This window comes from Paenibacillus sp. J2L1-98, from assembly GCF_056269405.1.
Genome location: NZ_JBWDNW010000013.1, coordinates 128,668 through 142,361, shown reverse-complemented (window position 1 = coordinate 142,361; position 13,694 = coordinate 128,668). Strand labels below are relative to the sequence as shown.

General features: G+C 51.7%; 7 protein-coding genes. All 7 read left to right on the top strand.

Annotated features, from left to right (window positions below):
* Positions 1 to 97 precede the first annotated feature (97 nt).
* The 7 genes from AC0YNZ_RS21295 (at position 98) to AC0YNZ_RS21265 (ending at position 13,620) form a co-directional block, all read left to right on the top strand.
* Positions 98 to 2,377: an AraC family transcriptional regulator gene (locus AC0YNZ_RS21295; RefSeq protein WP_475828505.1), complete on the top strand. Its 2,280-nt coding sequence runs from the start codon at positions 98 to 100 to the stop codon at positions 2,375 to 2,377.
* A 46-nt stretch (positions 2,378 to 2,423) separates the two neighbouring features.
* Positions 2,424 to 4,046: an extracellular solute-binding protein gene (locus AC0YNZ_RS21290; RefSeq protein WP_475828504.1), complete on the top strand. Its 1,623-nt coding sequence runs from the start codon at positions 2,424 to 2,426 to the stop codon at positions 4,044 to 4,046.
* A 224-nt stretch (positions 4,047 to 4,270) separates the two neighbouring features.
* On the top strand, positions 4,271 to 5,209 hold the full coding sequence (locus tag AC0YNZ_RS21285) for an ABC transporter permease (protein WP_475828503.1): 939 nt from the start codon (positions 4,271 to 4,273) through the stop codon (positions 5,207 to 5,209).
* A 16-nt stretch (positions 5,210 to 5,225) separates the two neighbouring features.
* Entirely contained in the window at positions 5,226 to 6,098 is an 873-nt protein-coding gene (locus AC0YNZ_RS21280) for a carbohydrate ABC transporter permease (protein WP_475828502.1), read from the top strand.
* An 84-nt stretch (positions 6,099 to 6,182) separates the two neighbouring features.
* Entirely contained in the window at positions 6,183 to 7,853 is a 1,671-nt protein-coding gene (locus tag AC0YNZ_RS21275) for an ABC transporter substrate-binding protein (RefSeq protein WP_475828501.1), read from the top strand.
* Between the two features lie 118 nt (positions 7,854 to 7,971).
* A complete protein-coding gene (locus AC0YNZ_RS21270; protein WP_475828500.1) occupies positions 7,972 to 10,044 on the top strand; it encodes an alpha-glucuronidase family glycosyl hydrolase in 2,073 nt (690 codons plus the stop codon).
* Between the two features lie 132 nt (positions 10,045 to 10,176).
* A complete protein-coding gene (locus tag AC0YNZ_RS21265; RefSeq protein ID WP_475828526.1) occupies positions 10,177 to 13,620 on the top strand; it encodes a glycoside hydrolase family 2 TIM barrel-domain containing protein in 3,444 nt (1,147 codons plus the stop codon).
* Positions 13,621 to 13,694: the final 74 nt, after the last annotated feature.

The following is a 13,694-nucleotide window of genomic DNA, read 5'->3' as shown; positions in this document are numbered from 1 at the left end:
TGTACATTGAGTTTCATTTTGTACATATGAAGCTCCTATCCGATTCATGCTATGATAGAAAATGTACATTAAGAGAAGCGGTTTAGGGGGAAGCGAATTGAACTTTGGAAAAGGAATCTTCACGCGAAGTGTGGCGTTTCGATGGATCGTGTCGTACGCCGTGATCTTATGCATACCTGTCATTCTTAGTGTAATCATATATGGCCAAACAAGGGGAATCGTGAAATACGAGATCGAACGGGCGAGCAGCGCCATGCTGCAGCAAGTGAGATATATCATGGACGGGGAGCTGCTTCAGACGGAGAGTCTGGCCGCGCAGCTGGCTATTCATCCGGATGTCCGGAGATTGCTGACTTCGTCCACAGAAGAGAGCGCTTACAATATTTATAAGATGAAACAAGAACTAAGTAAATTGTTATCCACGAACGATTTTATTCAAAACATTTATCTTTATTCGAAGCCTCTGCAGTCGGTACTCTCGAATGAGACCTATCTAAAGGAACGGGTTTTTTACGAGATAAAACATCAGACGCACTCGTTCACTTATGAAGACTGGCTTGCGTTGGTAAACCAGCATCAGTCGGGAGAGTATGTGCTGATTCCGGTCGAGAACCATGGGAGGATCGCGAATACGCCCTCCTATATTCGTTCGTTACCTATACAATCGGCGGATGATCCGGAAGGAACACTTATCATGCCGCTCAATGTCGAGAAGATTACGACTATGCTTGAAAATATCGATTGGGTGGAACAAGGCCAAGTCTTTATTATGGATACGAATGACCAAATCCTGTTTCAGAATGCTGAAGACCCAACGATTGCGCCTGAATCGTTCCAGGAGTGGAACAGCCTCGGGACGGGCACTTTTACCGCCACGTTCCAAGGCATCGAGTCGATGATTACGATCGAGTCGTCCGATACGACGGGCTGGAAGTACATCAGCGTATTTCCGACTGACGTCTTCTGGGAGCGGGCCGGGGCCATTCGGACGATGAACTTATTCGGGCTGCTGCTTTGCTTTGTGATCGGCGGCGCGGTTATTTATTATTTTGCGCGTAAAAACTACGATCCGGTCAAACAATTGGTCAGCGTATTTTCCCGTAGCCCGCTGCAGGGAAACGGAACGGACTTGGACGAATATACATTCATCCGGAGAAGTGTGCTTGAGACCATTCGTGAACGGGACGACATGAACAATAAACACGTTCAGCAGCTTCGGGTTTTACAGGATTATTATCTGGGAAGGCTGTTGAAGGGCCAGGCGGACCGGAACGTTCCGTTAACGGAGCTGGCGAAGACGCACAATTTGACTTGGACAAGCGATCGTTTCGCCGTGCTGTTGTTTTATATCGACAGCGACGAGGGGGGAACAAAAGATCTGGCCTTGTCGCAGTTTATTGTATCCAATATCGTTGCGGATTCGGTCGGCGACCGCTTAACGATTCATTTTACGGATATGGATGGTATGCTGGCGGCGGTCGTGAACGTCGATCCGGATCGCGCGGAGCAATGGAAGGACGATATTGAAGACAAGTTAGCTCAAGCTTACGAATTCATCACGGCCCGGTATAAGCTTCGCTTCACGACGGTAGGAAGTGAGCTGCAGACCGGTTTGGACGGCATTCATCAAGCATTCCTTCAAGCTTTGGAAGCCCAGGAATACAGGATGGTGCTGGGAGAAAGCATGCTGATCTGGTACGGAGACATCAAGCCGAACGAGGGTAGTTATTTCTTCACCGTGAACGACCAGATGATTCTGATCAATTTCCTGAAGGCCGACGAGTTCGAGAAAGCGAAGGATATGATCGACAATGTCATCCAGCAAGCGTTCCAACGGGATATGTCGCATGAAATCGCGAAGTGCGTCCTGCTTGACGTAGCGACGACACTGATCAAGACGATTCCGGGCCAAGAGCAAGCCGGCATCGCTTGGGATGAATGGCGCCCGCTCAAGAGGCTGCTGTCATGCTCCACGAAGCTGGAATTCCAACAAGAGCTTCTCGACATTTTCGATCGGGTATGCGGTGTGCTCCGCAGCAAGCAGAACGTGCAGACAAGCGCTGGTATCGGCGAGAAAGTGATGGCGTTCGTGCAGGAGAACTACAGCGACAAAAATTTAAGCGTGTCGCTGATCGGCGACCACTTCCGGCTGACGCCGCAGTACGTGTCCCGGTTGTTCCGCGAACAGACGGGGCAGGTTGGGCTGCACGACTATATTAGCCAGACCCGCATAGAAGCCGCCAAGGCGCTGCTGCTGGAAGGGGCCGGCATTGAAGAGACAGCTGCCCGGGTAGGATTCGCAAGCAGTCATGCTTTTATTCGCGTATTCAAGAAATACGAAGGCATAACGCCCGGTAAATTCAAGACGATCCAATGAAGTCCCAAGAATCGGAACGTCGCAATGAAAAAGGAGACGGCTTACAATGAAAGCGCGAAATTTCGGATTTCTAAGGAAGAGTTGGATGGCGATCACCGTCATTGCCCTATTCACATCCGGATGCTTCGGAGGGAATAGCACGGAAGAAAAGCCGACGAATAGTCAGACGGAGACGGCGATTTCTGAACCCAGCAGTCCCGCAGCGTCCGTAGAGCCGTTCGAATATCCGATGAAGGGTGCGCCGGAGCTGACGTTAATGACGGAGTTTCCTGACATGGGGACGCCGAACGCGGGACCGATTGACGAAGAATACGAGAAACGAACCGGCATCGCGATTCGGCATCTCGGCGGCGTCCCGATGCAGGATAATAAATTCAAATATCTCCTTGCCTCCGGAAATCTGCCGGACATCTTTATGAATAACTGGCTTCAATTTCCGGGAGGGCCTGAGAAGGCGATCGAGCAGGGGTATATTCTGCCTCTGAACGATGTCATCGACCGGTATGCGCCGAATTTCAAGCGGGTGCTCGAAGAAAACCCCGAGATCGATAAAATGGTAAAGACGGACAGCGGCATCTATTATGCGTTCCCGTTCATTCGATCGGATGAGGGCAAGGTATACGGCGGACCGATCATCCGCAAGGATTGGCTTGACGAGCTGGGACTCCCTGTCCCAACGACGATCGACGAGTGGTATACGGCTTTGAAGGCATTCAAGGAGAAGAAAGGGGCGACAGCGCCCTTAACGCTCCGAACCTTATTCATGGGCGATCGGACAGCAGGCTTCGCGGGAGCGTTCGGCGTCATGGGGAATTTCTACGTGGAAGAAGGGAAAGTAAAATACGGTTACCTGGAGCCGGGGTACCGGGACTATTTGACGACGATGAGCAAGTGGTATCGGGAAGGGCTGCTCGATGAAGACTTTGCCGTTCTGGATTTGGAATCCGTGGACAAGAAGATGACTTCCGGGACAAGCGGCGCGACGGTCGGCTGGTTTTCCTACATCGAGAAGTATAATCTTGCGGCACAATCGGGTGACATGGCCGCTCGTTATGTTGCCGCTCCCTACCCGACGCTGAGAGAAGGAGAGATCCCGAAATTCGGACAGCTCGACAACGCGTATGCGGGAACGAGCTCGGCGGCGATCAAAGCTACGACGAAGAACCTGGAAGCGGCGGTCCGGTGGCTGGATTACGGATATTCGAAAGAAGGCAGCCTGTTGAACACGTACGGTATTGAAGGCGTCACGTATATGATGGAGAACGGCCAACCGGTGTATACGGATCTGGTCGTTGCGAATAAAGGCGGATTATCCGGCGATCTGGTGATGCTTCAATACGCGCATCAGACGAACTTCCCGATGATCCAACGCGACTCGCAGCTGGAGTGGAAGTTCGAAGAAACGAATCAGGCCGTTGAAGTATGGCGAAAGACGAAGCACGAAGATTATTTGCTGCCGCCGATTACGCCGACGACGGAAGAGGCAGGCGAGCTGTCCGCGCTGATGGACGGGATCGGCGAGTACGTAAAGGACGCGGAGCTTCGAATCATCATGGGAGTGGATTCCATTGAAGCTTACGATCATATGGTGAAGCAGCTGAAGCTGATGGGGATCGAACGGATCTTGGAAATTAAACAAGCGGCGTATGAAAGATATATGAACAGGTGACCTCCGAACGCTCGGAGGTCGTCTTTTTTTTTTGCCATTACGCCCGATTTCGTGAAACAGTCACTTCGTTTCAAGCTGTCCATCGCATTTCCTTGTTATCGTACATCATTTTTCGTTATTGAACATTGATGGCAGAGGGTGTTTCCGATACATTGATGGAGCGACGGAACGTCAGGCCACCCAAGTCCGGCCAGGGTGAATTTTTATAAGGAAGTGATGACGGAATGGCAGCTCATGCGCAAGACAACAAGGCTGTAGATACAAGTCCGCTTTGGAAACACGTTAGAAAGGAATGGAAGCTGTATTCGTTCCTGGTCCTGCCCGTAATTTATTTCATCATCTTCAAGTATGCGCCGATGCTCGGGAACATTATCGCTTTCCGGAAGTATAGGGGCGGAACGAATTTTTTTGGGTCGGAATGGGTCGGGTTTACTTACTTCGAGATGTTTATGAAGGACCCTACGTTCTGGAGAGCGTTCTTCAACGATCTGACCTTAAGCGTAAGCTATCTCGTGGTCAAATTTCCTATCACTTTGCTGTTCGCGCTGCTGCTGAACGAATTGCGGCGAGTCAAGTGGAAGAAGTTTGTGCAAACGGTGTCATACCTTCCCCATTTCATTTCCATGGTTATCGTAGCGGGGATGATCAAGGAGATCGTTTCCTTAACGGGACCGATCAACAATATATTGGTGTGGCTTGGATTCGGTAAGATTTCGTTTATCTCGCTGCCGGAATGGTTCCCGACGCTTTACGTCACCTCGGGCATCTGGCAAAGCCTTGGCTGGGGAACGATTCTGTATTTAGCTGCGATGACCGCCATCGACCCGTCTCTCTATGAAGCGGCGAAGATCGACGGCGCGAACCGGTTCCGGCTCGCGATGCATGTTACGATTCCCGGCATTTTGCCGACGGTCATGGTGCTCCTGATCCTGGATATCGGCAGCATCTTGGGCTCGAATTTCGAGAAAATACTGCTGTTGTACAATCCTCTGACTTATGAAACGGCGGACGTCATCTCCACCTACGTCTACCGGATGGGTATCACCGGCAGCAACTTTAGTTACGCGACGGCGGTAGGCTTGTTCGAAGGCATCATCGGACTGATTCTGGTGACGATCGCGAACGAAGTTTCGAAGCGAACGACGAAATCCAGCTTATGGTAGAAAGGAGCCAAACGAAGTGAATCGAACCTCTTCCTTTAATGCTTTCACTGTTGTAAACGGCTTTTTCATGATTCTGGTTGTCTTATTCACGTTATACCCGTTTGTCTATCTCGTAGCGCAGTCTTTCAGTTCGGAAGCCGCTATCTATGCCGGAAAAGTGACGATCTTTCCGGTCGAATTTACGACCAAAACCTACGAAGTCATCCTGAGCAAGCCTGACTTCTTCCGTTATTACTGGAATACGATTGTTTATTCCGTGGTAGGCACGCTCATCGCGGTGACCGCGACGGCCGTCATGTCCTATCCGCTTTCAAAAGAGAGGCTGCGCCTCAATAAATTTTTTATTCCGTTCGTGCTGTTTACGATGTATTTCGGCGGCGGTCTCATTCCGAACTACATCCTGATCGCGAAGACGCTCGGCATGAGAGATTCGATCTGGGCCATCGTCATTCCGGGGGCGATCAGCGCCTTCAATGTCATCCTGATGAAGACGTTCTTCGCCGGCATTCCGAACGAATTGGAAGAAGCGGGACGCGTCGACGGTCTGGACGTGTTCGGGATTTTCACTAGAATTATCATTCCTCTATCGAAGCCGATTCTGGTCACGATTATGTTGTTCGTTATGGTCGGCATGTGGAACAACTGGTTCGGACCTTCGCTCTTCTTGCAGTCGAAGGAGAAGTGGCCGGTCGCCTTGTATTTGAAACAAATTATCGACAACGCGGTCAGTCCGACCGAAATCGGGGCTGCGTCCGATCAGACCAGCCAAATCGCAGCAAGCATCAAATCGACGGCTATGGTACTCACCTCGCTGCCCATTATCTGCCTATATCCTTTCGTGCAGAGGTATTTTGTGCAAGGGATGATGATCGGGGCAGTCAAGGGGTGACCGATGTAATCGATATAACCGGAAGGGCTACAGCCGTTTCCGTTATATAAAAATCGCAGGAACCATATAAAGGGAGGCAGCGGTATGAAGAAATTCAGTAAAGCGGCATTCATGATGATGCTGGCATTGATGGTCGTATTGGCGGCAGCGTGCAGTTCGTCTAATAACGAAGGCGCCAACAACGAAACGCCCGCATCGGGCAATGCAGGCAAGGGCGGCGCGGATGCAGCGGAGGATTATACGTTCGGGGAGGATCAGACCTTTCATGCGAACGAGCCGGTAACCTATTCCATGATGTATAGCGACCATGAGAATTATCCTACGAAAGAGGACTGGAGACTCTGGAGCGCCATTAAAGAAAAAACAAATGTGAGCTTCGACCTGTCCATTACAGCAAGAACGGAATATGAGAATCAAAAATCTCTGCTGGTGAACAGCGGCGACGCGCCTTATATCATTCCTAAAACGTACGATGAATCCGCTTTCGTTGCGTCCGGTCAAATCGTGCCGGTCAGCGATTGGGTGCAGTACATGCCCAACTACATGAAGGCCGTCAAGGATTGGGGAATGGAAGAGGATCTGAAGGCCAAGATGAAGAATGACGGGAAATATTACGTCCTTCCAGGCATGTGGGAGATCGCCGGCGGCGGTTATTCCTATATCATCCGCAAGGATGTGTTCGAAGCGGCGGGAGTAGATGTCGAGGGCCAACAAGGGAACTGGACGTACGAGGAATTCTCTGCAGCGATGAAGAAGGTCAAAGAGCATACCGGAGCGGAATATGTTTTCTCCGATCAATTCAAGGGTGATTCGGCGCTCAACATTACCGCCGTTCAATATGGCGTCACCGGAGGATGGGGATTGGCGAACGGTCTGGTCTTCGACCATGAGAAGCAGCAGTTCGTATTTGCCGATGCGTCGGATGACTTCAAGAACTACCTTGGTTATTTCAATAAGTTAATTACCGATGGCATTATGGATCCTGAATCCTTCACGCAAGAAGACGATGCGGCACAAGCCAAGTTCTTCAAAGGCGATACTTACGTGATAAGCGGAATCTATCAGGTACTGGCCGATTTCAAGAGCAAAATGCAAGATCCGAAAGCCGAATTGTATATGATCACGCAACCCGGCGGACCAAAAGGAAAGCTTCAGGTCGAGACTTCCCGTTTGGAGAACGGGATCATGATCAGCCAGAACGCGCTTGACGATTTGGGCGAGGAAGGCTTTATCAAGATGCTTCGTTTCGTTGATTGGCTCTGGTATTCCAATGAAGGTCAAACGCTCAGCTTGTGGGGCGTAGAAGGCGAAACGTATGACCTGGGTGCGGAAGGCAACATCGTGCTCAAGCCGGACATCTATTATAACGGGATGAACGAAGGTGCTGCTAAGCAGCTGAACGTCGATTTCGGCTTCGCCGGAGGGGTATTCGCGTACGGTGGCTCTGCCAAGTTGAGAATGTCCAAGATGACCGAAGGCGAGAAGGACTTCGTGAACCGCGTCCAGTCGACACGGGAGCCGCGCAAGCTGGCGCCGCCGATTATGGGTTCACCGGAAGAAAGCGAACAGATGAATCTCATCTCGACACCGCTTATGGATTACGTGAAAACGATGACGTTAAAATTTATTACCGGTCAAGAAAGCTTCGAGAAGTGGGACGACTATAAGGCTCAGGTTGAAGCGAACGGCAGCACACGGTATACGGACATGGCCAATGATATTTTCGGGAAGACCAAGAGCTTGCTGGGTTATTAATTCTTAAAAACGGGGCTAGGTGTGAGGTCTTCCCAAGGAGGATGCACCTGGCCCTTTTCTGAAAATATAAGAAGTTACATGGCGTCAGCCGTTTACACTTAAATGGAGGGTGATGGGGATGAACACAACGATCGGGAACGAAGCGTGGCTTCGTTATGAAGCGGTCGAGGACGAAATGCTGCGGGAGGTGTACCGGTTTCGCTGCTCGGCCATTGCAATCACGGAGCGAACCAAGGTATTGCGCACCGCAGAGAAAGAACTGGCGGAAGCTTTACAGGCCATGACCGGGCACTCGCCGGATATCGTTACGACTCGGGATCGTCAGGCTCCAAGCGTGATCATCGGGGTCTTAGGCAGCGAGGATGCCGGGATCGACCGCGAAGTCGGAGCCGAAGCAGCGATGATCGGCGAAGAAGGGTACGTGATCCGGACGCTGAACGGCCTTGAGGATGAGCCGAGCCGAATCGCGATCGTCGGGAAGTCGGAGCGAGGCGCACTGTATGGAACCTTTCATTTGATACGATTGATGCAGATGAGGGAGGCGATCGACGAGCTGCATATCGTCGAGACGCCAGCTAATGTGCTGAGGATGATCAATCAGTGGGACAATATGGACGGATCGATCGAACGCGGCTACGCGGGGAAGTCGATCTTCTACCGGAACGGCGGTTTCGTGGAAGACTTTACCCGCATCCGGGACTATGCCCGGCTGCTGTCTTCCGTCGGGATCAACGCGATCTCGATCAATAATGTCAACGTACACCGGGAAGAGACGAAATTGATTACGGAGGAGTATGAAGAGACGTTAACGAGGATGGCGGATGTATTCGGAGAATACGCCATTCAAATATTTCTTAGTATTAACTTCGCGAGTCCGATCGAGGTTGGCGGTCTTCCTACGGCGGATCCCTTGGATCAGTCGGTCAGAGACTGGTGGGCGGAGCGGGCGTCCGCCCTTTACCGTGCGATCCCCGGCTTCGGCGGTTTTCTAGTGAAGGCCGACTCCGAATTTCGCCCCGGCCCCTTTTCGTACGGACGGAATCATGCGGACGGAGCGAACATGCTGGCCGAAGCGCTGGCGCCGCACGGCGGGCTGGTCATCTGGCGCTGCTTCGTCTACAACTGTCTTCAGGATTGGCGCGATCGTTCGACGGACCGGGCCAAGGCGGCCTATGACCATTTTATGCCGCTCGATGGACGGTTCGCCGACAACGTCATTCTGCAAATCAAGAACGGGCCGATGGACTTTCAGGTTCGTGAGCCGGTATCTCCGTTGTTCGGAGGACTCCGCGAAACGAACCAAATGCTGGAGCTGCAAATCACCCAGGAATATACAGGGCAGCAGAGGCATGTCTGCTATCTTGTGCCGCAGTGGAAGGAAATTCTCGACAACGATACGTATGCCGACGGCGAGGGATCTACCATCGCCAAGATCGCGAATGGCGCCATGTGGGGCCGTCCGTATGGCGGAATTGCGGCCGTGTCGAACATCGGGGACGACGCTTGCTGGACCGGGCATCCGCTGGCTCAAGCCAACTTATACGGATACGGTCGTCTGACCTGGAATCCTTCGTTATCCGCCGAACGGATCACGTCGGAATGGATTCGGCTGAGTCTCAGCTGCGATAGGGCCGTCGAAGACACCGTCTCGGGCATCTTAATGAGGTCATGGGGCATATACGAAAGCTACACCGCTCCGCTCGGCGTCGGTTGGATGGTGAATCCGAATCATCATTACGGCCCGAATGTGGACGGATACGAGTATTCGAAGTGGGGGACGTATCATTTCGCGGATAACCGCGGAATCGGGGTTGATCGAACGATGAAGACGGGAACCGGATACGCCGCGCAGTACCATTCGCCTCGCCTGGAGATGTATAATTCATTGGAAAGTTGTCCCGATGAATTGTTGTTGTTTTTCCATCATGTCCCGTACACCCATATCTTGCATAGCGGCAAGACGGTGATCCAACATATTTACGACACGCATTTCGAAGGAGCGGAAGCGGCGGCGGCCTTGCTGGACGATTGGCGATCGGTCAGAGGCAAGGTCAACGAGGGGGATTTTGAGCTTGTCGCCTCTAGGCTGTCAGAGCAAAGCGAACACGCCAAAGAATGGCGAGACATGATCAATACGTATTTCTATCGGAAGTCAGGCATCGCGGACTTGCAGGATCGCCTGATCTATTGAAGCATCACGGACAAGAAATGCGGGGCATCGCGGTCGTGCGAAGCTCCGCATTTCAATCTTGGAATTTTAGGGTGCAGGCGTAATCTTATGATGAGCTCTATCCCAATATTTACGAAAGCGAGCTGTTCAACCATGAATACGAAAGTGCTTTTCAACGATGGATGGGAATTTGCCAAAAGCGGCCTGGACGTTACAGATCATGCCGGGTTACCCTTCGAACCGGTGGATCTCCCTCATGATTGGTTGATTTATAATACATTGGCGCTTTACGAGAACAGCATCGGCTGGTACCGCAAGAAATTTATCCGGACACGGCGCGACGGGCAGCTGCTCTTATGCTTTGACGGCGTGTATATGGATTCATCCGTATACGTAAACGGCCAGCTTGCTGGCGAATGGAAATACGGATACTCTTCCTTCGAACACGAGATTACGGACGCTTGCACCTGCGGGGAAAATGAAATCATCGTGAAAGTCGTGCACCAAAGTCCGAACAGCCGTTGGTATTCGGGAGCAGGCATCTATCGGAACGTCTGGTTGAAGGAACGGGACAGTAATCACATACTCACGGATGGCGTGTATGTCGCAACCAAGCGGCAGGGTGAGAGCTGGCTGGTGGAAATCGACACGGACGTACAAATCGAAGAAGACGTTCATATTTCGCACCATATCCTATACCAGGATCAGACGGTCGCTGCCGTTTCGGAGCGAGTAACAGCAGGACGCGACTCGGTCACGACAAACCGCCAGACATTAACCGTGGATAAACCCTTATTATGGAGTACGGACGAGCCGACTCTGTACCGGATCGTCACGCGAATGCATCGGGAAGCGGGCGAATCGCCCGGGGGGCAACGCTGCGAAGAACTGGAGACGGTCACGTTGCCTCTGGGCTTCCGGAGCATCGTTCTCGACCCGGAGCAAGGACTTCAGGTGAACGGGAAGAAGCTGAAATTGAACGGCGTTTGCGAGCATCATGACTTGGGTGCTCTAGGAGCGGCATTTAACATTTATGCATTGCGAAGAAGATTTGTGATTCTGAAGGAAATGGGCGTCAACGCAATCCGCACGGCGCATAATATGCCGGCTCCGGAGCTCATGGATTTGGCGGATGAGATGGGACTGTTCGTCATCACGGAGGCGTTCGACATGTGGGAGCGATCCAAGACGACTTACGATTACGCAAGATTTTTCAAAGATTGGGCGTATCGCGATGTGAAAAGCTGGGTGCTGCGAGACCGGAATCATCCGAGCCTGCTGATGTGGAGCATCGGGAACGAGATTTACGACACGCATGCAGACGAGCGGGGGCAGGAAGTCACCAGAATGCTTATGGCATATGTACTGGAATTCGATCCGAAGCAGAATGCGCGGGTTACGATCGGATCGAATTATATGCCGTGGGAGAATGCGCAGAAATGCGCCGATATCGTGAAGGTCGCCGGCTACAATTACGCGGAGAAATATTACCGTAAGCATCATGAAGAGCATCCGGATTGGATCATCTACGGCAGTGAGACCGCTTCGGTCGTCCAGAGCAGAGGGATTTATCATTTCCCGTTCGAGAAATCGATTCTTGCCGACGATGACGAGCAATGCTCCGCCCTCGGGAACAGTTCGACAAGCTGGGGAGCCAAATCGGCGGAAGCCTGTATCTTGGCGGAGAGGGATACGCCGTTTTCTCTTGGTCAATTCCTGTGGACCGGCTTCGACTATATCGGGGAACCGACGCCGTATCATACTAAGAATTCCTATTTCGGCCAGATCGATACGGCTACGTTCAGGAAAGATTCTTATTATATCTACCAAGCAGCTTGGACCGATTATAGAACGAATCCGATGGTGCACGTCTTCCCGTACTGGGATTTCAATGACGGGCAAATCATCGATGTCCGTGTATGCTCGAACGCCCCCAAGATCGAGCTGCAGTTCAATGGGACTACAATTGGAACTCGCGAAATCGATCACGAGCATGGATCGCAGCTTGTTGGTTGGTGGAAGGTTCCTTATGCGGAAGGGGAAATTAAGGCGGTCGCCTATGACGAAACGGGCAAAGTCATAGCGACCGATGTTCGAAAATCCTTCGGGGATGCGAAGAGGATTCGTCTCCAAGCGGATAAAAAGGTACTTACGGCGAACGGTACTGATTTGATTTTCGTAGAAATCGGTATGTTGGACGGTGAGAGTCATCCGGTAGACAACGCAAACAATCGCGTGCGCGTCGAGGTGACGGGGGCAGGCCGATTGCTTGGGCTTGATAACGGCGACAGCACGGATTTTGATCCGTATAAGGGAAAAAGCAGAAGATTGTTCAGCGGTAAGTTGATGGCGATCATCGGCGCGACGCTGGAGCCGGGAAAAATCCGAATCGAAGTATCCTCCGAGGGTATGCGAACCGAGGCGGCGGAATTCGAGTCGCAAGCCGTTAAAGATGGAATTCCGGAAGGGATTTCAGCAAACGCAAGAAATCAAGAGCTGCAGTGCATGACCGGGGGATGCGGTGAAATTCCGCTTCGTAAGATCGAAATCGTCAGCGACTCGGGACAAGACTTTGATGAATCCACAAAGGAGATTACCGTTCGAGCCATAGTATGGCCGGAAAACGCAACGTATCGAGACGTCGAGTGGCGCGTCGTAACGGATGAAGGAATCGACTCGAATATCGCCAGGGTCGAAGCGAACGGACTTGAGGCGAAGATCTCCGCCATCGGCGACGGTGCTTTTCGTCTGCGTTGTACGACTAAGAACGGCACGGATAAGACGAAGCTTATCTCCCAGTTGGAGTTTAAGGCAACAGGTCTGGGAACAGCCTACAAGGATCCTTATGGATTCATCTCGGCGGGACTTTACGATTACAGTAAAGGTGATGTCGGGAACGGCAACGAAAGAGGTGCAGCGACGAGCAGAGACGGCGAAACGCACGTAGGCTTTCGCGATATCGACTTCGGTCCGTATGGCTCCGACACCGTCACGATTCCGATCTTCGCTTTATCCAGCGAAAAATATACGATCCAAATTTGGGAAGGGATGCCCGGCGAAGAAGCCAGCTCCTTAGTTGCCGACGTTATTTATCAGAAGCCGTCCAAGTGGAACGTATATCAAGAAGAAACGTATCGCCTGACCAAGAGACTTCGCGGAATTACGTCGATGTGCTTCGTGCTTCGTCAGAAGGTGCACATCAAAGGATTTTCCTTTGAACGTCAGAACCGGGCTTTCGAACGAAATTCGGCGGCTTCCTGCGATCGGATTTATGGGGATACGTTTACCTTCGCAGATGATCGTGTGGAAGGCATCGGGAATAACGTCTCACTGGAATTTGCGCATATGGAGTTTACCGGCGAAGGTGCTTCGAAGCTGGTCGTAAACGGGAGATCGCCGATCGACAAGAATACGATCCATATCCGATTTGCCGGCGAGAACGGCGAAAACAATCAACTCATGGAATTTGAGAAATCCGATGGATACGAAGAACGGGTATTTGATTTGGAACAGGTAACGGGGATGCAAAAAGTGACATTCATCTTCCTGCCGGGGAGCAAATTCGATTTCGGCTGGTTCCGCTTTATGCGTGAATAAGCAGGAAGAGAACGCTTAGATGACTATTGATAACTCCATATACAACTAGGACGAGGCTGCCAATTTGCAGGCAG